Source organism: Oceanobacillus sp. FSL W7-1293 (genome assembly GCF_037969815.1).
Lineage (GTDB): Bacteria > Bacillota > Bacilli > Bacillales > Amphibacillaceae > Oceanobacillus > Oceanobacillus oncorhynchi.
The window spans coordinates 2,311,529-2,336,966 of record NZ_CP150212.1 but is presented as its reverse complement, the minus strand read 5'-3'; the positions used below and the strand labels follow the sequence as shown (position 1 = coordinate 2,336,966).

Here is a 25,438-nt window from a genome sequence, read left to right as displayed (position 1 = left end):
CAGAAATACGTTTTTTCCAGCCGCTCATTAATATAAGAGTATTAAACTTTAACAGTATTTCCTTTTATACCCCTCCAGTCCCCTGCCTTCACGCTGCGTTTTTACCAATAATCACGCAGCTGACGGTTACAACAGCAATAATTATAGTATACAAATTAAATACTTCATTCAAAAATAAAAAAGAAAAGGTAATCATTAAAAAAGGTTGTAAATATTGCAGTTGACTTACTTTGGAAATTCCTCCGACCGACAACCCTTTATACCAAAATATATACGCCAAAAATTGGCTGATCACTGCTAAATAAATAAAACTTACCCAGCCCGATATAGGTGCAGCTAAGATTTCTTCTACACGAATAGAACGAATAACAGGTATGAAAAATAAGGGAGCTCCAATAATGACAGACCAAGCTATGGTTTGCCAGCTGCCAATTTCTTTAGCTAATTTAGCCCCCATTGCATAACTCAACCCCAATATAATGACAGATACAATCAACGCCATATCTGCCAAATGAATAGTGCCTAACCCTAAAGTAAAAGCATATATAATCACAGATAAAGAGGCGATTGAACTAGCTATCCAAAATTTTAAACCAGGTCTTTCATTCGCTATAATCATCGCAAAAAAAGCTGTGGCTAACGGAAGCAACGCCAGTTCTACCGCTCCGTGAGATACCGGTAAATCTGCCATCGCATAGGTTGTTAACAGCGGAAAAATTAAAACTGCCCCAAACGCAATAATAAAAAGATCTCTAAATTGTTTTTTGGCCGGTACAGGTTGTTTATTAATAATCAAAAATAAGACAGCTAATAACGAGGCAGGTATCGTTCTGCCAAGACCAACAAAGGTAGAATTAAAATATTGAACCGCTACATTCGTTGCTGGTAATGTCAGGCTAAAGCATAATACTCCAAGCATCCCCCAAACAAAACCAGATAAATGATTACGCTCATCCATAAATACTTCTCCTTTTCATTGATTTATTGTACCGGTACATATAACATACTAATATAATAGCCATCATCATAAAAGAAGATTTATCACAATGTGTACCGGTACAAATCTATGTTGGGAGGTATTTCAATGAATAAATTTGAAAAAGTGGTTCGTTATATTATAGGTTTGATTAAAGAGGAGAAATTAAAGCCAAGTGATAAGCTGCCCTCGATTAGAGCAATGGCAGAAGAATTTTCCTGCAATAAAAGCACCATTATTAGAGCTTATCAAGAATTGGAGGATAAACATTATATATACTCCGTCAGCAAAAGCGGATATTATGTAGTCGAAAGTATGGAACGTGAAGAAGACAGCCTTGAGATTTTTGATTTTTTATCGGCAAGCCCTGACTTAAATGCCATGCCGTATAAAGATTTTCAACATTGTATCAATCAGGCAATCGACATATATAAAAATGAAATATTCTCCTACTCCCATTTCGAAGGTATTTATCGTCTCAGATGCGAAATACAAAAATATCTGCAGGATTTTCAAGTTTTCGCAGATGTGAATAATCTATTCATAACCACCGGAGCGCAGCAAGCTATTAATTTAGCTGTAAATATGCCCTTGCCCAATAAAAGAACGAATATTCTTGTGGAACAGCCTACGTATTATGGCGCATTAGAGTCAATCAAAAATACCAATTGCAATATCTATGGGATAGATGTTTCGGAAACCGGTATTGACCTAGAAAGACTGGAGCATATTTTAAAAAATCATGATATCAAATTATTTTACGTGATGACCAGATTTCAGAATCCCTCCGGCTTCAGTTATTCGAACGAAGATAAAAAAAGAATCCTCGCTTTGATTCAAAAATACGATGTTTACTTAGTGGAAGATGATTATTTAAGTGAATTAGATCCAGACACGAAAGCAGATCCTTTTTATAGCTTCGATGATACAAATCGAGTTATCTATATCAAAAGCTTTTCAAAAGTTTTTCTGCCAGGGATGAGGATCGCTTCGATTGTCGTACCTGATAAGATGAAAAATGCGTTTATTAACTATAAGTTCGCATCTGATTTTAATAGTCCGGCTATCTCGCAGGGTGCGTTTGAAATATACCTTAAGAGCGGTATGTTTCATACTCATATTGAAAAAATAAAGAAGGTATACAAAAACAAGTTAGATATCCTGCTTGAAGCATGCAAAACATATTTTGATGATTCTATTAAATATAGCAAACCCAATAATGGTTTTTTTATTTGTATTTACTTGCCTGACAATATCAAGGCGGCCTATATAACCAATATACTGAAAGAAAAAAACGTGTACGTCAAAGATTGCTCAGATATGTACTTAGATGATTTTAATAAGGACAATGCAATAAGAATATGTATTTCAAAAATCGAGGAGAATAAAATAGACAAAGGAATCGACATCATCTCAAACGTAATAAAACAGAACCGGAAAAGATTGAACTATATTGCGGATAATATAATGATCCCTTAATCATTATTTTATTTTTGGCAAGAATTGAAAACCCAGCTAAAAAAGACAGCTGGGTTTTCAAAGTAACTGAAGGATGTTCAAATATTTACTACAAACATCACCTTTCCACGCATAGCAATACAGTTCACGTATATATCCATCTAAAACGAAACTGGAATTGTAAAATAAAAGGATGTACCCTTACCCCATTCACTCTCTGCCCAAATCTTACCGCCATGTTTATCAATTATTTTCTTACAGATAGCTAGTCCGAGCCCCGCACCGCCAAAATGCCTTGATCGGGATTTTTCTGTACGATAAAACTGATCAAATACAAATGGCAGATCTTCTTGTGCAATACCTGCTCCATTGTCTGTTACAGATACTTTTAGTTTTTGTTTATCCACATTCACTCTAATCGCAATAACCCCTTCTTCATCAACATATCTTTTCGCATTGCTTACTAAATTATCGAAAACCTGGGCGAGCTCGTTTGCATTAACAAACAGCTCCACCTCCGGAAAAGGCTTTATCACTTCTAATTGCATCGGCGCATCCATAAACTCCAGCTTTATTGGATGGATGAGCGTTTCCAGCAGCTCTTGGGAATTCCAAACAGAAAAGCTTTCTTCTGCAGTCTTTATATCTAATTGCGAATATTGGAATAGCGCTTCAATTAAGTGATCCAGATTTTCCGTTTTATTTTTAATTACCGAAATATAACGTTGAAATCGCTCCTCATCATGTATAACTCCATCCTGTAAACCTCCTACATAGCCTTTAATCGATGACATCGGCGTGCGTAAATCATGTGAAATACTGGCAATCAACTCTTTCCGGGCAGTTTCGTGAGCAGCCTCTTTTTCCCGTAATTCTTTTAACTGATCTTTCATTTCATCAAAAGCACGGGATAAATCACCTATCTCATCATTTTCCCGATAGGAAACAGCAAAATCAAGATTTCCTTCCCTGATATTTCTTGTTGCCTTTCCTAATTCTCCTAGAGGCTTTAAAACATTCCGGGAAATGACCCATCCAGTAATCATGGCCCCGATAATAAATGGGATAAGCAGAGCCAGCAAAACCGGAAGAAGCGTGCTAAAGGAAATACGATTGTTTGTATTGACTCCAGAAAGCAGCGCAACCACTATCGGCAGCACCAGCATCGATGAAAAGGACAAAATCAATTTCCCTCTTACACCCAGCCTCATTTTTTATCACCCACAAATTTATAGCCTACGCCCCAGACAGTCTGGATCCATTTAGGGGTGGCAGTACCCTCTTCTATCTTTTGACGGATTTTTTTAATATGGATGGTTACAGTGTTTAAATCACCAAACTCATTGATTCCCCACACGTGGTCATAGATTTGCTGGCGGGTCAAAACATGGTTAGCGCTCTTAGCTAAAAAACGCAGCACCTCAAATTCCTTTGTTGTCAGCTCTACTTGTTTTGCATTAACTTTGACTGTATAAGCATTTATATTAATCTCTATATTACCAAAGGATAAGACTTCTGTGTTATATTCTGTTGATGCGCTTCCCTCTTTTTCAAGCGTTAAAAGTTGATCATATCTTCTTAACTGCGCCTTTACACGAGCAACTACTTCTCTTGGGCTGAACGGTTTCACAACATAATCATCCGCCCCTAACCCCAAACCTAAAACTTTATCTATCTCTGATTTTTTTGCACTCAGCATAATGATAGGGACAGCTGATTCCGCCCTTATCGTCCGGCATACTTCCATTCCGTCTAACCCAGGAAGCATAATATCCAGTACAATCAAATGTGGCTGGTATTCCCGAAAGACTGCAATGCACTCCTCTCCATCCGTACTAATCTCAACATCATATTGTTCCTCTTCCAAATAATCTTTGATTAATTCCGCAATCTCCAGCTCATCATCAACGACCAGAACCTTTTTATCCCGCATGACGCAGCCCCTCCTAATCCCGTCTTAAATATTAATAATTATAACAATACATCCTTCTTTTTGATAAAAATAAGACTGCCTATGTAAAAAATGGCGATATAAACAAAGATGACGCCTGTATCAAAAAGAATTTCGCGGGATGCTTCCTGGTTGATAAATAAAGCAGGAAATGCGTTCATGATATGGACAATGGAATAAGCTGTAATCTCTCCATTTAATAAAGGGGCAAACATAAATAAAGCCAATGCTGTACCGATGGTTATTCCAACATTCAGTGATAATAACGCAATAAACATGAGCAGCATAGCAAAACCAAATACAGGCAGAATATAAGCAAACGCAGCTGTGTAAGTAAGTACGACCCCCTCTCCACCATAGATAGACGCCCTCTCTGAAAAAAGCGGTTCTCCTTGAACCACCAGCTGCTCGCCCCAGCCTAAGAAAAAGAAGCCTGTACCGTAAGCAGTGAGGGTGGTAAAAACAACCATAAAACAGATACAGACCAATACGCCGGCTGACTTTGCAGTTAAAAATTGGATACGAGTAACAGGGCGTAATAATACCAATTTAAAGGTGCCGCGCTTATATTCTTCCGCTATCGATTCCGCAATAAAAACAGCCAGAAACATGATGATAAAAAGGGAGGATTCGGCTAGCGCCTCCAACGGATACGACTGTCCGTTCAATAGATAAGAAGCTTGCTCTCCCCTGTCCGCTTGATACTGTAATATATTTACCAGCTGAACGGCAATCATAACCCCCATAAACAAATAGAGCTTTTTTTGTTTAAAGAATTTGTAGATTTCATTTTTGATTAAACCTGTCATTCAATTCCCTCCATGCTTCCCATTAAATCAATTAATATAAGATTTCTTTCTTTTTAAATACCCAGAAGGATAATCCTGTAAATAAAACTCCGTATATGAGGACAACTCCAATATTTTGCAGTATTCCAGACCAATCCTGTGTCTGCATCAACTCCTCAGGGAAGTACATTAAATGATACGCTAAGGAATACGGAGCAACTGTTGACACATCATTTAAATTTAATCCAACCGTAATCAGAACCAGCGATATAATAATCGCTGTACTCATATTTTTAGATAAAACGGCGATAAAGCCTGCAAATATCCCATACGCCATCGTCGGCAGCATAAATAAAGCATATACCCCTACGGTTACACCAATTCCTTGCATTGGCAGATAGCTGACTCCCATGTACTCCGTCACCTCTCCCCAGCCGATAAAATAAACTCCTAATGTATAGGATAAAATCAAAAAGAGAATCGTTGAAACAATAATGAATGCAAACAAAACCATTAGCTTTGCCGATAACAGCTGCCATCGCGTAATCGGGCGCTGCAGGGATAATTTTAATGTTCCATTCCGGTAATCATTACTGATACTATCCGCTATCACGATTGGAATAAAAATAATCATAAATTGAGAAAAAATTGGAATCATCGAAAGCGGAACAGATTGACCATAATAAAAATCCCAAATCGTCATTTCCGAACCGCCTGGCTGATAATCATATAAATTCAAAAAGGTGATTCCCAGCATAACTGCTGCAAACACATAGATTTTTTTCATTTTAAAAAGTTTATATAACTCATTTTTTAATAAGCCCATTAATGTTGACCCCCGGTGGTTATGTTAAAGAAGACTTCTTCCAAGGAGTGAGCTTCGCTATCATTAATCAGCTCACTGACATCGCCTTCCGCAAGAAGTTTTCCGTCATTAAGAATCCCAACACGGTTACAAATTTGGCCAACTTCGTGCAGTAAATGGCTCGAAATAAAGAAAGTAATCTCTTTTTCCGAAGAAAGCTGCAGAATCATTTCTTTGATTTCTATCATCCCTTGTGGGTCCAGTCCATTTGTCGGTTCATCGAGAATAATTAATTGCGGATCATTTAAAAGCGCATTTGCAATCCCCAAACGCTGCTTCATCCCTAGTGAATAAGCAGCAACTTTATCCTTCGCTCTCCGTGTCAGCCCGACGAGTTCTAACACTTCATTTATTTTCTCTTTACCAATACCAGGGATTAAATTAACCATCAGTGACAGGTTCTCATACCCGGAAAGATAATCATAAAAGACAGGATTCTCTACAATCGCTCCAATTTGTGAAATTGCCTGTTTAAAATCTTCCCTTAGATTCAAACCGCTAATGACAACCTCCCCCGAATCAGGAAAAATCAAGCCGGTCAACATTCGGATCGTAGTTGTTTTTCCTTGCCCGTTTCTGCCCAGAAATCCATATACATCCCCTTTTTTTATATTAAGATTTAAGTTATCAATGATTGTTTTCCCTTGAAATGATTTCGTCAGTTTATGTGTTTCTAATAATGTTTCAGCAGCCATTTTATTATTTCCTTTCTGTTGTTTTATCGATATATTCCCAAGTGTAGATGCCAAAAATAAACTGCCGCATTTGAATTAATAAACAAGAGATAACAAATAGATTACATTGTTAAAACTCCAGCAAAAGAAACCCAACTCAGAATGAATACATCTCCTGGGCAGGGAGTGAAATAGAAAATAATAAACCTTTGATTATTTTTTTGCTATCAAGGAGGGTGGCTCAGAAAACAATAACTCAAAAAACTTGTCCTCAAAAACCACACTGCTATTAGGGTTCATTATCCAATCTAAATATTTGACAAAAAAGTTTATTTATGCTATAATTTACTTTTATTATTTTTAAATATATAATAGGGTTCCCTTGACCAGGGGACCCTTTTTTGCGTTCTAAATATCCTTACAGGAAAGGTGATACGTTATGAATTTATCCGATATGTTGAACGCCATCCAATTATCGCAGAATTCTAATACGGTGATGGAACTGGTTCATTTAAATGAGAAAACGAAAGAGCGAGGCCTGGTTCTGACACCGGATGATGCAAAGACGCTGATTGCTTCCAGAAATAACGTACTGCGTAATCACGCGAGAGTTGAACTGAGTATCGGCGTACTAAAGGAGTTCATCGAGGTATTTTCCGCCTCCCCTTATATGGAGCAAGCGTATTATGTTGATACACTGAATGAAATTCAAGAAATTTTCTATTACCTAAGAAATGAAACAGAAGATAAAATTAGCGATGCCAAGCTTATTCAACTGATGAGTGACTCTTATAACGGACCTTGCGCAGGGTCTATCGAATTGTTAAGAAGCAAAACGGAAGAATTTGCAGAGGATTTCAGAAGAAATATAGCACTTCCCAATTCTTTATTCAAAGGGGATGATTAACGCATGGAATCAGGTAACAAATCAGCTCGTTTCCGGCAGATTTCTAATAGAAGGATTGACCGATCGCGGTTAATACGAAATCAATACACCTTGTCCCTGCTGCAAGAAGGTCAGCGTTCAGGTATCATCTCCAGTCAAAAAGCTTACCAGATACAAGCAGAGATGATGCAGGTTCTACAGCAATTGATTCTGCAGCATACTCAAGGCGAAAGTACATCAGTGACAACAGAAACAGCAGAAGGAATCATGGCCTCTCTGCTTTATGCTATTGATACCTATGCTTTTCAGTGTAAGCAGCCTGAAGAGGCACTTGCCCATTTTAATGTAAAAAGTATAAAAGATATACATTCTCAGGGAGTTGAATTACTCCGTCACTATTTTGAAAAGACGAAAAAAATATATCAAGAAGTGAAAAAGATAAAATTAGATGTGCCCGTCGATGCCTATAATATGACGATCGATGAATCATTACCTCTATTTATGCAGCACTATGATATTATTTTTGAAGCTCAAAATACCATGGCGAGCATTGATTATCCTTTAGCCATAGACGATATGCGGATCCAAGGCGTTTTCTATATAAAGCAATATGTAGAACGCTTGCGAATGGAGACAGAATTCTGCCGCTTTTTTAGTCACCAGGATGTCATGTATGTCTTGATAAATTACGGGAAAATAAGCCGATTTCAATATCAAATTGAATTATTCAATATATTTGAGCTAATGATAAACAATGCTGTTTTTTCACTGCTATCTGGAGGAAAGCCTGATAATGTTCGACTTTCGAAAGTTCAATTTGAACAGTTAAATCGAAAATTAATAAACTCCCCTGCTGAACAAAGGACGAAGCTGATTCATGAAGCAGTCAATCAATTGCAAAAATCCCTACACACGGAACAAGCACTTACAGATTACATCAATTTGTACCGGGATGAATTGATGCAAAGGGTGAATCACGCTGCAAAAATCGGCAGCTTCGAAAAACTTATCATCAGAGAAATAAAAGAAACCGAAAAAACAATGGAATTCAAGTTAAATGAGAATGATCGGATGAGTGATATGGACTTACGCAGCCTGGTAGATCGTATCTTAGAAATTGACAATACTGAAGAAAAAGTACAACTTATCCGGAATAATTTTGTTTCACTGCATGATTATCTGGATCTTCTCCAGGCAGAATGTCTGTTTAATGGTGATTATGAAGCGCTTTTTAAAACTTTTGGAGATATCGAGCTAGCTATTTTAGCCAAAATTGTTTTTTACGAGGAGTTACGGGAAGGTACTTATGAATTCTCCAATATGGTTACTGACAGCGTTGAAACAGAGAATGAATGGAAAATGTACTATATTGCGTTCTTGCAGCAATTGGAGGAAACGCGAATTAGAGTTATTGGAAACCTTATCTATAAAATCGATTATGAGGATATATCATTTGATTAGACAGGAATTATGGAAATGAGTTAGCCTCAGTAATTCACAGGGGCGGCGTCCATAAATCTCCCTACTATATAAATTTAGTTTTAAAACAGAAGATTTACGGACGCTCCTCCTTGAAAAATCATACTTTTGAAAATAGCCATGAAGATTATTTATGTTTTGATAGTCCGTTATTGTTTCTAACGAGAAACGGGTTTCCTTAATAACAGCGAATACGCCGCCCAATTCCCATTAAAACCTGCTTCATAAAATCCTGCTTTATCAGCGAGCTTTAAAACCTCTTCTCTCCTCTGAAAATGTGGATCAAATACGGTCTCCGCTACCGTCAGGATACCACCTGGCTCTAAAATATTAAAAATTTCTTCCAAGGCTGCTTGCCGATCTGGTATTTCCCCAAAGACATTGACAAGCAAGGCATGATCACACGGTGATTGCCGCAGTTGACCCAAACCAATTTTTCCCTGCACCAATTCAATATTCTTTAAATTTCTTCTCTGCGCCTTTTTTTCTACCCTTTGTAACATTTCATCCTGAATATCTACCGCAGTTATTTTTCCGTTGGAGCCAACACGTTCTGCCGCTGGAATCGTCACCCTCCCAGGTCCGCATCCTAAATCAATCACATGCATTCCCGGCTGAATGCCGGATTGCTCAATAATTTCATTCGCTTTATTCGTTTTGGTAAAGGGATTATCCAGTTCCACCAGCCAGCGAAGCCAGAATGGACAAGGAATTTCACGTTTTCGCGAAGCAAACCTCCAGGCATAGAAGATGCTAATGCTCAAAGGAACCATTGCGAAAATAATCATTTTAAGCATTTTTGCCCAAAGCCCTCCTTTTGATGTAGGCTACATTTCTATCCGTAACATCTTCCTTGTTACTTTTTCTATCCGGTTCTCCATTCCCCGCTGATACGACAGCTTCCCTAATCGCAATTCATCAACAATTTGCCCGTCTTTCATAAATAAGACCCGTTCACTTTTAGCAGCAACTTTCGCATCATGTGTCACCAGCATAATCGTTGTTCCTTCTTGATTAACCTGAAGGAAGTGATCCATCATTCCCTCCGCAGTCTTTGAATTTAAAGCCCCTGTTGGTTCATCTCCAAAAATGATTTTCGGTTCATTGATCAAAGCCCGGCAAATTCCTGCCCTTTGCAGCTGCCCTCCAGAAACCTGGTTCGTCATGCGATATGCCAAATCGCCAATTCCGGTGTTTTCTAAAAGCTGCTGTGCTTTCTTTGCCAATGCTTTTGCTTTTTTCCTGTTACCCCGCACCGCTGGAAGTATGATATTATCAATAATTGTTAAATTCTTCAAAAAAGTCGGCTGCTGGAAGACAAATCCCATTTGCTGGCGACGGATATCAGCAAGCTCTGATTCTTCACATGCTGGCAGACGTTGATTATTGAATATTATTTCGCCGCTATCAACGGTGTCCATCCCGCTTAGAGCATAGAGAAGTGTTGACTTTCCTGAGCCCGACGGTCCCATAATAGTGATAAATTCTCCTTCATATATGGTGATGGATACATCTCGTAAGACCCTGATTTTTTCTTTTTCTATATCAAAATATTTATGAATTTGTTGGCCATCCAATATTTTTTTCATCATTTACTCCTTTATATTTTCTGCAATTGATATTTTACCAGCTTGATTGGTTCCCAACTTTGTTGCCAATAAAGTAACAATAAGCATAAGGGATGGAAACCCCAAATAGATAAACGGATGACTGATAAAGGTAAGCGAATCTACACCAAAGGAAGAAATAGCCATCCCTGCGATTGCTTCCCCAAAGGTATTCGCTAAGATACTGCCTCCTGCTACGCCAATTATCAAAATGAAAATTCCGCGAGTTGCATATTGTTTGGTCAAATCCTGATTCGTAAAACCAATTGCTTTTAATGCGGCAATTGCCAAACGATCCTTAGTAACCACTAATTTCATAAATAACAAGCTTACTAGCCCTGTAATGAACAAAGCCACGATTAAGGCAACATTCGCTGCTGTTTTCATCGAATCCATCGTAGAACCAAATACTTGCTGCTTATGGTGATGCGCATCTGTTATACTGGCAAATGGCAAAACCTGTGACATTTCTTTAGCAGAAACAGCTGCATGATTAGCATGATTAAGCTGGATATAATAGTTTAACCACATCGCTGGAGCGGTTTCATCTGAAAAAGCAGCTTTTGCCGTTTTACCTCCATTTAAAATATTGGAGTATATCCCGGAGACGACAAAGCTTTCCGGACCTTCACCGGTAATGATTTCAATCGTATCACCAGCTTGTTTTCCAAACTCCTCTGCATTCAAAGAGGATAATGCAATTTCATTCGGTGCTTCTGGTGCTTTTCCTGCATTGTATTCGATTGGAAACGCAGCATGATCGCCAAGTTCAACGATTATTTTTTCTTCTGAGCCATCCTCTTTTACAGCTCGAAAGGATTTGGAGGTAATCTCAACATACTGGTGAATAGAAGCATCATTATTTAAATAATTTACAATCTGTTGTTTATTCTCCTCCGTTTCCTCAGATGGATAGATACTGACCATCAGGTCCATTTCTCCAAAGCCAAGATATTTTGTGAAAGATGGCGAAGATACGGTATGGTATGTGTTCCAGGGAACAATCATGATAAAACAAGAAAGCAGAAGAACAATCAACATTGTGGCATAAAGCTTCTTACGGGATAGTACATCCTTTATCCCTAAAAAAACATTGGCAGGCAATAGCTTATTTTGACTGAGTAAGAAGTAATTTTTACGAGCAGTGTTTTCCTCCGGACTGCCCGTACGGATTGCTGATGCAGCAGAGATTTTTCTAAAACGTCTCAACAAGAAATAAATGTAACCAATCACCAGCAGGAAAACAAAAATACTTCCAAGTATGGCAAGAAAAATACTCCAGCTATCATATTGGCTTTCCCCCATATACAGCCGGATATTCTCTAATAAAGGGTTACTGAAAATAAAAGATACTAACAGCCCGAGCAAGCTCCCTGCTAAAGCAAGGAATGCATATTTAGCAAGATAAATTTTTTTAATATCAGCCAGGCGCAGACCGATTGCTTTCATCGTGCCAATCTCCCGATAATCCTCTTCTATCTGGGTTAATAGCGTGAAACGAATACACATAAATGCAATGAGTACGATTAGAAAACTAACCAGCAGGATGATTGCAATCATGATTCCATCAGATAGACCGTTGATTACTTTAAACAAAGTACTGGTCAGTGTCGGGCCATTGGCTTCTAACCCTGCATCGGCATATGCTGTTTCAAATTCATTGGTTTTAGACGAATCATGCAGCTGAAATTCGATTAAATATTCCAGCGTGCCTTCTGCTTCCAGGTCTTGATAATCGTTTTCGTGCACTAAAAAACGCTTGGAGGAAGCTAAGGGCGAATTCATTTGCGCATCTCTGAGGAACCCGGCAACTTTAAATGCTTTTCCGGCAATCATTGCTTCATCCCCGATTTGAGCTGTTCCATCTTTCATATAGCCGATGGGAACGTATAGCTCCCCCTCTGCCGGCTGGATTGGCCTTCCCTCCAAATCAAGCAGAAAATCAAAGGAAGAACTTTGAGTAGTAAAACCATTGTCCTGAACATTATCAATCAGGTTATTTCCACCTACTTGAATACTGGAATTGGTAATATTTAAAAAATCCAACACCTGATATTTTTTTACATTTTCTTGTTCTTCTGCAAAGTTATTTAAGCGCTCCTTATCGATATTCCCGTTATGCATTTGCAGGAAGTTTGGCACTTGCGCCTGTTTCGTGAGTGTCTCAATCGAGCCGATAAGGTTCAGGCTTAAAATAGCTGCTAAGCAGACAAGTGCTGTTGCCGCAGAGATAAATAACATCGTCGTGATACTAATCAGCTTGTTTCTAAAAAGATCATTACGTATAATCCGAAAATACATACCCTCTCCTCTATTCTTTTGCCAAGATTTTCAGCAGCTTCTCACTGATTGCTCCTTGTTTTGTTCCGAGCAGTCTTTCTGCGTTAAAAGCAAAAGCTGTCATTCTTTGCAATTGCTCTTCCTTCGATAATTCAATGCTTCCATCATCAAAAACTGTAGAAGCATAGACAAGCAGCATCTCCACACTTTCATAAGGGTAGTCTGTATGAAACAGATTTTCTTCTAATCCATCTTGAATAATACTTGTAAAAATCGGTGTGATTTCTGTAATCAATACCTTCTGGATTTTCTGATGCATCAAAGCGTTTTGCGGTTTATGAATCTGCGTCATCAATTCTTTAGAGATTGTTCCGCTTACATTTAAAGAAGTAATCGCCATAAGCAACCGTTCAATAACCGGCACTTCTTTTCTCCCCACAATGGATTGAGCCGCTTCAATCACTTTTTTGTTATAACGATCAATTATTCCATCCATAATTGCTTCTTTGCTTTCAAAATGATGATACAGCGTTCCTCTGGCAATCCCGATGCTTTTCAAAATGTCCTTCGTGCTTGTTCTGTCATAGCCCTGCTCATTAAACAAAGCTTCAGCTACATCCAAAATTTCATTTTTTCTTTCTTCTGCGTTTTTGGCTCTTTTCATTAATCTTCCTCCTTTCTTTTTTAGACCGGCAGTCTGTCGGTATTGTGGTGTAATTAGATTATAAGAAAAATACCTCGAATACGCTATTGGTCTCTGGTCTGATTTTTGTGTATAGAACGAAATTTCATTCATTAGGAATTTTGTTTCCACTGAATGAAATTAAGAGAAGGTTCAAGGAGTCAGCTTACCTAACCTTTTTTATCTAACATTTCATTTGTAATTACGCCTCTTCTGACCCGCTCCACTTTTTTGGATTCGTATCATCAGATATTCTCTCACTTACGATATCCTCGTAATGTTTTACTTTATTTTCAAGAAAGTTTACTCTGTCTTTTGCTTCTTCCAGTTGAGAATACGCTATTTCTTTTAAGTTCAAAAATATTTGATAACGCTTCTCTATAGTCGAATCTCCTTGAAGACTCAGTGATACATAGCTCTTTATTTCTTTAATGGTCATGCCGCATTCCTTTAAGATTTTTATGCCTTTGAGCCAATTCATTGATTCTTGATTAAACAATCTCTGTTTATTTTTATCTCGAGTTAATGATGGAACTAAACCACAATCCGTGTAATAACGAATGGTATGCTCACTCATTTCCAAAATGCTGGCAGCTTCTTTTACACTGTACATTATCATTTCTCCTTTACAAATAAGCATTGACTTCGTGTTACTCTAACCTGATATAGTAATTATACTTTAAATAATAGAGGGAGGAAATATCGATATGAAGACAAGAAAAATTGGAAAGCTAGAGGTATCCCCTATTGGGATGGGATGCATGGGCTTTTCCCATGGTTATGGCAGTGTCCCTGATGAGGACTATGCAATTGAAGCAATCCGAGAAGCTTATGACGTTGGCTGTACATTTTTTGACACAGCAGAAGTCTATGGAAAGGAAATGTTTTACCCAGGGCATAATGAACAATTATTAGGTAAAGCTGTAGAACCTTTTAGGGACAAGGTTATTCTAGCAACAAAATTTCATCTAAGTGCAAGAGAAGCTGAAAAAGCAGCGGATTTATATGATCCAATCCGCCGTCACCTGGATGCTTCCCTGAAAAACTTAAAAACAGACTATGTGGATCTTTACTATCTGCATAGAATCAATGAGTTAATTCCAATAGAAGACATTGCTGAAGTTATGGGAAGATTAATCGAAGAAGGACTAATTAAAGCTTGGGGATTATCACAAGTTTCTGTCGATACAATCGAAAAGGCTCATCAAATCACCCCTGTCTCAGCTGTACAAAATCTATATTCCATGATGGAGCGCGATTGCGAGGAGGATATTTTCCCTTACTGCATAGAAAATAATATTACTGTGGTTCCATTTTCACCGATTGCGAGCGGATTTCTTTCCGGAAAAGTAACGACACAGACAAAGTTCGAAGGAGATGATGTGAGAAAATTTGTTCCTCAATTATCCCAGGAGAATATTGTAGCAAATCAGCCAATACTGGATGTTCTTGAAAAATTCTCAAAACAGAAGAATGCTGCTAATGCACAAATATCGCTCGCCTGGATGCTTCATAAATATCCGAACGTAGTGCCGATTCCAGGATCCAAAAATCAAGATAGAATAATGGAAAACCTTGGAGCGTGGAATGTGCGTTTAACAGAAGAAGAATTTGAATCCATTGAAAATGCTCTTGAAGCGGTTACTATCTATGGGCACAGAGGACATGTAGAATCAGAGCAAGCATCTTTCGGAAATAACTGGAAAGATAAAGAATAATAAATATACTGTTATGAGGGGATAAACGAACTTCATTCAATGGGAAAAAGCAAAAATTCCCGCTGAATGAAGTTTCGTTTTTATCAAGTCTTCTAATTTTTAATGAGAACCTTCTTTAACTTTTCTATTATTCCTTTTTAACTGTGTCATTATTGCAAAAAACAGCATATACACCAACACCATAACAGCAATTGCTAAATAGCTTGATTGTAATCCGAAAATATCGGAGGCTGCACCACTGCTTATCGGTCCTAGCATCATTCCTACAGAATAAGCCGTATTGTAAATAGCAAAGGTAACCCCATATGCTTGAGTTTGGCTTTGCTCGGCAATATCAGCAAGTTCAGGAAGCGTCGGTGCAAGAACTGTTCCCATACTAATGCCAATCAACGCTAATGCCGCCACTTGCAGCCACATTGTTGTCGGCATAACAACAAGTGCCAGTGATACTGCAGTAATTGCTAATCCAATCGTAATTGTTTTAGGATGGCCAATCTTTGTTGAAACACTTCCGACAATTGGTGTGGCAAACGCATAAGCAAGGGAGGGAACCCCAAATAATAAGCCAATGATTCCTGGAGATGCATCAAATACATTTTGCAGATGCATTGGAAATGTCGGCTCCAGCACGCTTGGAATGGCAGCTCCGATAACAACTGCTCCAACAACCAAAAGCAAGGTTCGGCTTTTCAATAAATGCCATGCTTCTGCTGCGTCTTCTTCCTTTCGATGAGGTTCTTCCTTCAATAGAAATATACGCAGCAAACCATCAATAAGGGCAATCCCTGCAGCTACAAAGAACGGAAGCATATATCCGCCAAGCTGATAGAGCCAGCCTCCAAATGTCGGACCTAGAAGGATCCCCATTGCTTGACCAGATAATGCGATTCCCATGACTTTTCCCCGTTCTTTGGATGGGTAGAAATCGGCTAAAAGTGCAAGCCCTGCTGTCCAGGTGGCTGCTGCTGCAATTCCTTGTAAAATGCGGCAAATAAGCAAGAGCCAAAACGTGTTTGCAAATGCAAATAACAGGGTTGCAAGCGTAAGCCCTAAAATCCCCCAAAGCATCGGACCACGTCGTCCAACTTTGTCGGATATCACTCCAAAAACGGGAGTAGCGATTAATAGAGCTGCTGCGTAACTGCCGAATAAAATACCGATCGCAGTTTGCGATATGCTTAAAGAATCAGCATAATCCGGCAGTATAGGAACAATCATTCCATATAGCAGCATATCGGTGAAAATGGCCAGCGTGACGACAAACAAGGCGCTCTTTTGAGCTTTTTTTAAATTTCGTTTTTGATTCATTTTCATTCCTACTTTCTGTGGATAGCTTTGTTGTTTTCATCAACTGCATGTCCCCTTTTGCAATAGATAAATTTCCTCCCTTCTGCGTTTCTTCCTCAAGAGGAAAAAGAAGAATCCGTTTTTACCGCCACGTTAACACTCCGCCTCCACCGATAACTGCAGTAAGACATTGCTGTTGTTATGTTACTGCCGCAACCCATTCTTAAATAATGGATATCTTCTCAATCAACTTTGTATAGTCAACGTTGACTATATAGGTATTTTTTTCTCCCTCCTGTAACAGAGAGAGAATTAGTTATTGCTTTGTTCTAAATAAGCCAATGCTTTCCGTACAAAATCCTGTTGCTGGCTAATAATAGCAAACATATTATCAAAAACCATCTGCACCATGGGAGGAATATTACCGTCCAATGCTGCCTCTTTTTCCTTCCAGCCTTCCTGCACACTTTGATATTCCTTCTCCAAAAGAACTTGCTGCTCTTTCAAAGCTTGACGTGCTTCCTCTGCAGGCAGCTTATCAAAAAAAGAAATACCTGCATATAAAGAAGATGGATATTGAACAGATGAGCTGGTTAACGCCTCACGAATCAAATCTTTAAGGTGTTCTTTTCCTTCTACGGTGATTCGATAGGTAAATTTTTGCCGGTGACCAGTTTGTTCCACCTTATCAATCGCAATATACCCATCCTTTTCCAATTTTTTAAGCGCATGATAAATCGAGCCAATTAATACACCGCCCCATCTTTCTGCATCTGTCATCCGCAGTGCCTGTTGAATATCATAGCCGGCCATCGGTTTTGCGTCTAACATGCAGAGCACAAGCAATCTTGTCATTAATGTCACACCCTTTACTTAACGTTGAGTATTATATGATGAATATATGAGAAAGTCAAATGCTTACGATACAAATGGATAAAATCGAATCTTTCTCTAGCATGTAAGATTACTCTCTTTTCTGCTTCCTATCCGCCTATTTTAAAGCTGAAAATATCCATCAACACCATTTATACTTAAATGCAACGTCTTCACCAGCTATTTTCAAAAAATGAAAAGAACCTATACCTGCTAATGTGAACTAATTAACAGATACAGATTCTTTTTCACATTTGTTTTTATTCATTTTCAAGCGATTCCTGAAGCTTCCTTACTTCTTTAAATTCCAAACCAGTTAATTCAGATATTTCTTTCTCTGAATAATTCCTATCTAGAAGTTTTTTAACAAACTTTCTTTCCGTATCTTCAATGCCTTTTTCGATGCCTTGTTCAATTCCCTGTTCTATGCCCTGTTCAATTCCTTGCTCTATACCTTGCTCTATACCTTGCTCTATACCTTGCTCCATCCCCTGTTCTATACCTTGTTCTATACCTCGTTCCAACCCTTTTCTGGTTGCTTTTTCCTCGATTTCTCTGTACAGTCTTCCAAATGTCGGCGTGTCTCTTAACTTTTCCAAACCCATGATTTTTTTCTCCTCCTTTTCATTTTGTGCAATGGGCAACGTTTCATACAGTTGTTCCTGCAGTTCTGATGGAATCAGCATCATATAATCAATGAAATACAGTAATGCGACGAGGTAATTTGTGTGGTGCGAATATTTTTCAAATGCCAGGCTGATAAGCTGTTGCTTGTAGCAAAACCTTTTTTCATGATCTTCAGCTTCTCTTCTTTTGTTATTGCTGATATATATTCCTGCAAGCACGGCTAAAGCAAATGGATTATCCGATTTTTTCAGTTCTTCCGTATCTTTCCCGTGAAATCGGTAGGTGTTATAGGCATAGGTTAATTCGGTACCGTAAAAAGAGTAATAGAATGTATCTTGATGATCTTTCTGACTGGCATCCGTCAATAGAGCGATGGAATAAATCTGGTGAATTGTTTTCGTTTTGTCGTAAATCCGGTAAAAATATTTAAACATGCGTTCTGCAAATTCTTTTTTTCCGACCGCCTGTACTTCGATATGGATAAAGACGTATTTTTCCTCTCCGTTCTTTAGATGTACTTTGATTATTTTATCTGAATACTTGGTCCCTTTTTTGGATTTCATCACAAGCTGAAAAAGCTCCAGGTTTTTGAAGTCCACTCCCTGCTCAAAATCAATTTCCGGATACAAATCCGGTGCAAAAAAGGCCATAAATTCTTGAAAAAGTTCTTCTATCAAATTCTTCCAAAGTCCATCATAATCGGGATGATTTACGCGATAACTGTTTGTATTTTCTTTGACTGTGTTTAGCATTATTTTATCACATCTCCAAGTAATAATAAATTTGTTTTCATCATAGCGGTTTTGTATGTGGAAGGCAAAACGGTAAAATAGAATTTCTCCTGCAAAAACTGCCTGCGAAATGGGGATTTGTATGCAATGTTTTTCGTTTTTCAATCATCAAATGACATTCATTTTGGATTTTTAATGTTTTTTTGGACAACTGAAAATGGGGGCTGTCTTTTAGATCAAACGTGCTACGATGGAATAAGCAATGATATATTTTAATAAAGAGAAGGTTGTGCTTACCCCCTTTTCTATTGTAGGCAGCTCAACAGCATCAAATATTAGTATACATTTTTAAACCCGTGATGTTCTTGTGATGATATTGCTTATTGAAAAGACTGGAGGGAAAGAAAATGGAAGAAAATAAGTCCATTGCCAATCGAATCATGGTCATTGGCTGTCCTGGCGCAGGTAAATCAACATTATCCGCTCAAATTGCTCAAATAAGAAATATCCCCTTGGTACATTTAGACAGCATTCAATGGATCGACGATAATACCACCGCCTCTCAAGCAACTTTTGATGCTAAACTAAAAGAAGAAATTCAAAAAAAGGAATGGATTATGGACGGGAATTATGCCAGGACGTTAGCCTTGCGAATGGAATGTGCAGATATGGTTATTTGGTTAGATTTCCCCCGCAGCATCTGTTTCTATCGTATAATCAAGCGCTATGTAAAGAACAAAGGAAAGCAAAATCCGCACGGGAATCCAGATAGGCTGGATTTTTCTTTCCTGCGTTTTGTTTGGAATTATAAGAAAGAAAATGATTCTCAGATAAAGTCATTAAAGATTAAATACCAGGAGCAGCTTCATTTCATTCATATTCATTCTGGGCAAGAGCTCAAAGAATTCATAAAAAAAATTAAAAGCCTTCCTTAGCAGGAATATACGTATCGATATGAATATTTTTGAAACGAACCTTCATTCGGCGGGGATTTTTATACACTAAAAAAGAGTGGTCTCGCTAAGACGTTAGCGAATGCCACTCTTTTAATTAAAGGGATTTGGTTTCAAGTTCCCTACAGATATAAACACGCCTGATTATTGTTTTACGTCACTATGGAGCTCACGTGTTTTATAGATGATTTTACGAATACTATCCATCGACAGATTATAGATTTGCTCCAATTCCTCAAATGAATAGCCTTTTTCATATAATCGGTAAATCTCTTCATTTCTTTCAGCCAGGGCAAGGCGTGATCCATTCGCTTCTCCCCATCCCGCCCGCCGGTTGGTTTGCTTTGGAATATAAACAAGCTCTCCTTGAATATATTTCTGAAGCTCCTTCAACAAATGAGGTGGAAGCACCTCTTTTCCATTTTTATATGACAAGCTGAAACATCCTTTCTATCAAGATGTATGGTCCGGACATGCATTAATTTTTTATTCATCATTAAAAACTCCTTTCATTTGATTTTATTTTACGTAAGCCTTTTCACTTTTAGTATACATTAGTTTAGGAAAGAAAAGGAGACCGCAACATAAATGCGGCCCCGTCTTTTATGATTCCGCTATGCGGAAATCACCTCATATTTTGTGATCAATTTCAATCAGCCTCCTTTCCGATATTCTATCGGTCCGACACCCTTATTAACTCATATATTGCCCCTTCTGAACAAGGGGGAAAACGATTATAATTATTTTTTACCTCTTTCTCCGATTCGTCATTCTCTGATTTAAACACTCCGCCACCCCACGTATATCCCATTTAAAGTAATTATCTGCTACACTATAAGTAAAGATAAATTTCTGATTAGCAGTGCTTTAAATTGGGTAAACATAATAAAATCATTCACAAAGACTGCATTATAATGAATAGAGGGAGCGATGGACACAAATGAATAAATGGATGAAGATAGTTGCTGCCTTGACGATGGCAATCTCAATAAACATGGTACTTACACTCACAGCATTTGCTGAAAATGAAATGAGCGATTTACATATTGAAGTAGAATTGCAGGAGGATGGTTCAGGCGTTGTAACAGAACATCGTCAAATGAATATGGATGAAGGTACCGAGCTTTTCATCAATATGGTCAACCTTGACGAGTCAGAGATACTGGATTTTTCAGTTGAAGGGTTTACAAAAGAGCCCGATTGGGACTCTGATGATTCACGGGAAGAAAAGGCAGGAAAATATGGAACAATCTCTACTAGTGATGGAATCGAATTAGTTTGGGGAATTGGTGAATACGGGGAAAATACGTATACAGTAACCTATACATTATCTAATCTTGTACGCAATTTAGAGGATGGTCAGGCCATGCTTTGGAACTTCGATACCTTCTCCGATATTCCTGCGCAAAATTTGACAGTTGAAATCTCTGGATACCAACCATTTACACAGGAAAACGTTAATTTCTGGGGATTTGGTCTTGATGGAGATATACAGCTGGAAGGCGATCGTATTGTATGGGAGTCAAATGGTGAAGCCGATGGAGATGTAATTGTTTTAACACAATTTCCGGCTGATTTCTTCCAAGCTGAACGAACAGTAGACATGACGTTATCCGAGCAGCAAGAAGAAGCAATGGATGGGTCCACTTATAATTCAAGTGACAATTCTACGCTAGCTGTTATCATCGTTAGCGCAATCGCTGGTTTTTCTTTATTAATTGGTATCGGAACCTTCTTCTTTGTCCGTAAAACAAATCAAGTAAAAAGAGAAGCTGGCGCGATGAAGCCTATCCATAAACGGATAGCGGAAAATAAAGGCAAAACGTATGCAGCCGTGCCTTTCGATGGAGAAGACTATGCAGGTTTAAGCGCCCTTTTAACGCAGATGAACCTTGGATATTTTGAAGATATCTTCCAAGCTTATCTGCTGAAATGGTCTGTGAATGAGAACATATCGATGGAAGCAGAAGAAGAAAGCAAGGTGTTTGGAAAAAAATATCGAACGACCCTTACCATCAACGATATGGAAAATGAACGTAATAAACATCCGTTAACCTTTAGTGAGCTTACGAACCAAATAGAAGATGAATCCTATGAGGGAACGTATGAAATGGCGTTGTGGACCATGCTCTTGGATGCTGCAGACAGGAATGGCGTCGTCACAGATAATGCCATCCAGAAATGGGGTAAAGAGCATGCGAAGGAAGTCAGCACTATTGCCGATTATCTCAAAGACTATTCCGAAGCCTATCTGGAGCAGCAAGGATTGTTCTCTTTTGAAGAAATAAAGGTGTTTGGATTTTTACAATCTATTACGGTACCAAGTAAAGAGGGAGAACAACTAGCGGATCGTTTAATTCAGTTTGATAATTATTTGAAGGAATCAGATATCAATCAATTTTCGAATGCTTCGAAGCCGCTTTCCTTGAAAGATATGATGCTATGGAGTGCGTTACTAGGTAAAAGCGATAAAGTATCTAAAAAACTAGAGGATTTAGTCCCTGAAGACAGGTACGAAGAAGATCGGGTATACCTGCAATTCTGGTATGGAACTTACTACACCCGTGCCAGCTGGACCACCGGGCTAGCCAGCGGCGGATTTCATTCCAGCACTTCAGCTGCTACTGCGGCAGGCGGCAGCGGTGGCGCCACCGGCGTCGGGGGCGGCGCTGGAGCTGGCGGAGGTGGAGGCGGCGGTGCCCGCTAAGCAAAGTCTCTCTAGCTGTCAGCTTTAAAAATAAAATATAATGTATCTACATTGTGAGAAAAGCTCAAATTACTGTTTTGAGCTTTTCTTACTTTTACTTATTATAATATGCTTCTATATACTTTTTCTTTTTGAGAAATTTCCGAATCTACGAAGTTAACCATTCTTACTGTCAGGATAAATTTTGCTCTACTGCTTAAGGATTCAGTATTTATCACGATATTAAAGACATTAATCGAGTTCATTTCTATCCGTATTATGCTTAACATGCATTAGCAACTGGTTAAATCAACCAATATTCTTCCCTTTTAAGAAAATGTTCCATACTACACTTCTCACAATAATCTCCTGCTTCAAAATATAATCTGTTTTCACCGCAACCTCTGCACGAGATAAATATATTTAAATCCTCCCCTACTAAATACTGCATAATAAGATTAGACACCTTTTGGCGGTGTATTGTAATCCATTCTTGATTCAATTGTTTCTGAAACATTTTAGAAAAAGAATAATATAAATCTAATTGTTTATATTTCGTTTCCAATACATCTAAACTAGTCTTTTCGAATATTTCTTCAAACGGTTTTTCTAGTCGTTGATTATTTTCACAGACTTGGAAAACATAATTTTTCCACTGCTGTGTTAAAATTGGATTTCTTTTTTGAAAAGAAATATGAATTGCATGATATAATAATTTATCCTTATTACTTTCTAATATTATCTTTGGCAAAATCATTAATAACTCTATTTGCTTACTTATATCTGCTTTTTTGAGGTAATTCAATGTATAAGTAAAGTTATTCCAATGCCTTAATTTATCAATTAAATTGCCATACTGAATTTGTAAAATCGTTTCTTCTAATGGCTCAATTACTGCTTTTTTTATTATAGAATCTTTTTGATTAAGTTTACTTTCAATAAAGCTTGCTTTTTTTGTCATGCTCGCAACCCAACCAACATTATATATACCTCTTCTGCCGGACCTGCCAGCAATCTGCTTTATTTCTTGAGAAGTTAACTTTCTAATGCCTGTACCATCGAATTTTTCAAGTTCTGAAAAAATAATTCGTTGTATAGGAAGGTTGATGCCCATTCCAATAGCGTCTGTTGCAACAACGACATCCGCATTCCCATTATTAAAAAGCTCTACTTGTTTTCGTCTGGTTATTGGAGGTAACGCACCATAAATAATCGCAGGCTTGAAGCCGTTTTTCCTCAGGTGTGCAGCCATACGCAAAACTTTCTTACGTGAAAAGGCAATAATGGCATCTCCTTTTTTAATATCTGCTGGAAATGCAACTTTTTCTTTTTGAACGATTAAAGGTGTATTCCGTTCGTGATAATGAATTTCCAGCTTATCATTACAGTCCTCTACTATCCTTTTAATCAGCTTTACTGCATTTAGAGAACAACAAATATGGATTTCTTTTGCTTTTATCCCTAAAATAGCACGGAGCCAGGCACTTCCTCTCTCTCTGTCAGAAATCAACTGTGCTTCATCAATAACAGCGGTGGAATATTCGTCTTGAAAATTTGCTTTCTCCACAGTAGATGAGAGATGTGTGGCATATGGAACAATCATTTCTTCTTCTCCGGTGATTAAATTACAGCCTACTCCTTTGTCATTCATTTTTTCAAATACTTCTAAAGCTAATAAACGGAGCGGTGCTAGATAAATTCCTTTTTTTGCTGTTAATAATGATTGAATAGATTGATAAGTTTTTCCAGAATTCGTAGGACCGGCATGAATAATGAAATGACGCTTCATTAATCTTGCTTCAGGATATTCTTCTTTTGGATGATCGGGTATTCCGTTTTCAAATGCTTTTTGATAAGCAGCGGGGATAAGCTTTTCATGAATATATTCCTCAACGCCTCTTTTTAATATAAATAGCCGATTAGCCTTATCTGTAATCCATTCTTCAAAGCTTTCGTTAAAACGATAATGCTGTTGTAACCGTTGATATTCTTCTTTTTCATAAGATAATAGCTTATTTTCATAACACTCTAAATCTGACTTAAACGACCACCTGCTAAAGCAGGTGGATTTGGACATGAATGTCGGCGACTAAAGTCGCTCTTCAGGCTAAAGTCCTGCTCAAAGTCATTAAGCTGAAGCATATTCAAAATAAGACTGAACTCATTCTTCAATCTTGAATATACCGTCTTTGTTTTCATTGAATTGATTGGCTATATAATTTCTTATTATCTCTTCCGTTACTGTTCCAACTGTGGCGCAAAAGTACCCTCTTGCCCACAAATGCTGTCCCCAATATCTTTTCTTTAGTTCTGGAAATTCGTCCTGTAATAACCTTGATGATCTTCCTTTCAGATATTGCATGATTTTACTTGGCGCAACACTTGGTGGACAAGATAATAATAAATGGATATGGTCTTTGCCAACACTACCTTGCAGGATGGTTATTCCTCTTGCTTCACATCCTTGCCTAATCAATTCTCTTGCTCTAACTGCTATATGACCTTGCAATACCTTATATCTATACTTTGTTACCCATATAACATGGTACTTTATATCATATACTGCATGACCGCTTTTTCGATATCCGTCCATACTATCACCTCATCCATTAGTATGGACAAAAAAGATAAGGCTAAAAGCGGATACCGTCTAAAGACGGTGGAGTTAGACCACGCATTTGGAAATTAAAAAATTGTTTTTCCTCGTCATTAAAAGTATGAGCTTTCCGTACTAAATTTCGATATTGGCTAACAAGATTTCTGATTTTTCGAATTTCGTTCTTTTTGTTCTCCTTATCCTGAAGTGCTTTATTTATGTGACCTTTGCATTTATAAATGGCTGTTAACCGGCTTTTCTTCGTTTTATGCTTCGTCATTTTGTCACTCTTTTCTGATTTTTATTTGGGTAGCTTCTATT

General features: G+C 38.0%; 23 protein-coding genes. 6 read left to right on the top strand and 17 right to left on the bottom strand.

Going from position 1 to position 25,438, the window contains the following annotated elements; translation table 11 throughout:
• Positions 1-88: 88 nt before the first annotated feature.
• Positions 89-958 (bottom strand): DMT family transporter, encoded by an 870-nt coding sequence (locus MKY65_RS11455; protein ID WP_339184918.1) that lies wholly within the window; start codon positions 956-958, stop codon positions 89-91.
• A gap of 126 nt (positions 959-1,084) precedes the next feature.
• Here MKY65_RS11455 and MKY65_RS11450 point away from each other — a divergent pair, with 126 nt between their 5' ends.
• On the top strand, positions 1,085-2,455 hold the full coding sequence (locus tag MKY65_RS11450) for a PLP-dependent aminotransferase family protein (RefSeq protein WP_339184916.1): 1,371 nt from the start codon (positions 1,085-1,087) through the stop codon (positions 2,453-2,455).
• A 140-nt stretch (positions 2,456-2,595) separates the two neighbouring features.
• Here MKY65_RS11450 and MKY65_RS11445 read toward each other — a convergent pair whose 3' ends face one another.
• The 5 genes from MKY65_RS11445 to MKY65_RS11425 are packed head-to-tail and all read right to left on the bottom strand — an operon-like array spanning position 2,596 to position 6,733.
• Positions 2,596-3,645 (bottom strand): ATP-binding protein, encoded by a 1,050-nt coding sequence (locus MKY65_RS11445; protein WP_339184914.1) that lies wholly within the window; start codon positions 3,643-3,645, stop codon positions 2,596-2,598.
• Positions 3,642-4,367: a response regulator transcription factor gene (locus MKY65_RS11440; RefSeq protein WP_339184913.1), complete on the bottom strand. Its 726-nt coding sequence runs from the start codon at positions 4,365-4,367 to the stop codon at positions 3,642-3,644. The genes MKY65_RS11445 and MKY65_RS11440 overlap by 4 nt, the downstream gene beginning before the upstream one ends.
• Positions 4,368-4,405: 38 nt before the next feature.
• Positions 4,406-5,194: an ABC transporter permease gene (locus tag MKY65_RS11435; protein ID WP_339184911.1), complete on the bottom strand. Its 789-nt coding sequence runs from the start codon at positions 5,192-5,194 to the stop codon at positions 4,406-4,408.
• A gap of 31 nt (positions 5,195-5,225) precedes the next feature.
• Positions 5,226-5,999 carry an ABC transporter permease gene (locus MKY65_RS11430; RefSeq protein WP_339184909.1) on the bottom strand — a complete coding sequence of 258 codons (774 nt, stop codon included), beginning with the start codon at positions 5,997-5,999 and terminating at the stop codon, positions 5,226-5,228.
• On the bottom strand, positions 5,999-6,733 hold the full coding sequence (locus MKY65_RS11425; protein ID WP_339184906.1) for an ATP-binding cassette domain-containing protein: 735 nt from the start codon (positions 6,731-6,733) through the stop codon (positions 5,999-6,001). Before MKY65_RS11425 ends, MKY65_RS11430 begins: the two co-directional genes overlap by 1 nt.
• A 418-nt stretch (positions 6,734-7,151) precedes the next feature.
• On the opposite strand from MKY65_RS11425, the gene MKY65_RS11420 reads away from it, so the two are divergent.
• Together MKY65_RS11420 and MKY65_RS11415 are read left to right on the top strand one after the other, a co-directional pair.
• A complete protein-coding gene (locus MKY65_RS11420; RefSeq protein ID WP_339184904.1) occupies positions 7,152-7,619 on the top strand; it encodes a DUF6323 family protein in 468 nt (155 codons plus the stop codon).
• Between the two features lie 3 nt (positions 7,620-7,622).
• Complete coding sequence (locus MKY65_RS11415; RefSeq protein WP_339184902.1) at positions 7,623-9,059, top strand: DUF6179 domain-containing protein; 1,437 nt, start codon at positions 7,623-7,625, stop codon at positions 9,057-9,059.
• 176 nt (positions 9,060-9,235) lie between these two features.
• On the opposite strand, the gene MKY65_RS11410 is transcribed toward MKY65_RS11415, so the two are convergent.
• The 5 genes from MKY65_RS11410 to MKY65_RS11390 all read right to left on the bottom strand — a co-directional run bounded on the left by MKY65_RS11410 (position 9,236) and on the right by MKY65_RS11390 (position 14,259).
• Positions 9,236-9,874 (bottom strand): methyltransferase domain-containing protein, encoded by a 639-nt coding sequence (locus MKY65_RS11410; RefSeq protein ID WP_339184900.1) that lies wholly within the window; start codon positions 9,872-9,874, stop codon positions 9,236-9,238.
• A 30-nt stretch (positions 9,875-9,904) separates the two neighbouring features.
• Positions 9,905-10,666 (bottom strand): ABC transporter ATP-binding protein, encoded by a 762-nt coding sequence (locus tag MKY65_RS11405; protein ID WP_339185221.1) that lies wholly within the window; start codon positions 10,664-10,666, stop codon positions 9,905-9,907.
• 3 nt (positions 10,667-10,669) lie between these two features.
• Positions 10,670-12,985, bottom strand: a complete 2,316-nt coding sequence (locus MKY65_RS11400) for an FtsX-like permease family protein (RefSeq protein WP_339184898.1) — start codon at positions 12,983-12,985, stop codon at positions 10,670-10,672.
• Positions 12,986-12,995: 10 nt separating this feature from the next.
• On the bottom strand, positions 12,996-13,628 hold the full coding sequence (locus MKY65_RS11395) for a TetR/AcrR family transcriptional regulator (protein WP_339184897.1): 633 nt from the start codon (positions 13,626-13,628) through the stop codon (positions 12,996-12,998).
• A gap of 220 nt (positions 13,629-13,848) precedes the next feature.
• Entirely contained in the window at positions 13,849-14,259 is a 411-nt protein-coding gene (locus MKY65_RS11390; RefSeq protein WP_339184895.1) for a MerR family transcriptional regulator, read from the bottom strand.
• Positions 14,260-14,353: 94 nt separating this feature from the next.
• Between MKY65_RS11390 and MKY65_RS11385 the strand changes: the two genes are divergently transcribed.
• Positions 14,354-15,364 (top strand): aldo/keto reductase, encoded by a 1,011-nt coding sequence (locus MKY65_RS11385; RefSeq protein ID WP_339184893.1) that lies wholly within the window; start codon positions 14,354-14,356, stop codon positions 15,362-15,364.
• Between the two features lie 99 nt (positions 15,365-15,463).
• Here the strand turns inward: MKY65_RS11385 and MKY65_RS11380 are convergent, their stop codons facing one another.
• From MKY65_RS11380 to MKY65_RS11370, 3 genes are all read right to left on the bottom strand, one after another.
• A complete protein-coding gene (locus MKY65_RS11380; RefSeq protein ID WP_339184891.1) occupies positions 15,464-16,672 on the bottom strand; it encodes an MFS transporter in 1,209 nt (402 codons plus the stop codon).
• A gap of 291 nt (positions 16,673-16,963) precedes the next feature.
• Positions 16,964-17,506, bottom strand: coding sequence for a PadR family transcriptional regulator (locus MKY65_RS11375; RefSeq protein WP_339184889.1), 543 nt, complete (start codon positions 17,504-17,506; stop codon positions 16,964-16,966).
• A gap of 278 nt (positions 17,507-17,784) precedes the next feature.
• On the bottom strand, positions 17,785-18,903 hold the full coding sequence (locus MKY65_RS11370) for an Rpn family recombination-promoting nuclease/putative transposase (RefSeq protein WP_339184887.1): 1,119 nt from the start codon (positions 18,901-18,903) through the stop codon (positions 17,785-17,787).
• A 386-nt stretch (positions 18,904-19,289) separates the two neighbouring features.
• Between MKY65_RS11370 and MKY65_RS11365 the strand changes: the two genes are divergently transcribed.
• Positions 19,290-19,817 carry an isopentenyl transferase family protein gene (locus MKY65_RS11365; RefSeq protein WP_339184886.1) on the top strand — a complete coding sequence of 176 codons (528 nt, stop codon included), beginning with the start codon at positions 19,290-19,292 and terminating at the stop codon, positions 19,815-19,817.
• 162 nt (positions 19,818-19,979) lie between these two features.
• Here the strand turns inward: MKY65_RS11365 and MKY65_RS11360 are convergent, their stop codons facing one another.
• Positions 19,980-20,270 (bottom strand): CD3324 family protein, encoded by a 291-nt coding sequence (locus MKY65_RS11360; protein ID WP_339184884.1) that lies wholly within the window; start codon positions 20,268-20,270, stop codon positions 19,980-19,982.
• A 505-nt stretch (positions 20,271-20,775) separates the two neighbouring features.
• On the opposite strand from MKY65_RS11360, the gene MKY65_RS11355 reads away from it, so the two are divergent.
• A complete protein-coding gene (locus tag MKY65_RS11355) occupies positions 20,776-22,542 on the top strand; it encodes a DUF2207 domain-containing protein (RefSeq protein WP_339184882.1) in 1,767 nt (588 codons plus the stop codon).
• Positions 22,543-22,825: 283 nt separating this feature from the next.
• Here the strand turns inward: MKY65_RS11355 and MKY65_RS11350 are convergent, their stop codons facing one another.
• Positions 22,826-24,310, bottom strand: a complete 1,485-nt coding sequence (locus tag MKY65_RS11350) for a helicase-related protein (RefSeq protein WP_339184880.1) — start codon at positions 24,308-24,310, stop codon at positions 22,826-22,828.
• Between the two features lie 372 nt (positions 24,311-24,682).
• On the bottom strand, positions 24,683-25,114 hold the full coding sequence (tnpA, locus tag MKY65_RS11345) for an IS200/IS605 family transposase (RefSeq protein ID WP_339184878.1): 432 nt from the start codon (positions 25,112-25,114) through the stop codon (positions 24,683-24,685).
• Positions 25,115-25,438: the final 324 nt, after the last annotated feature.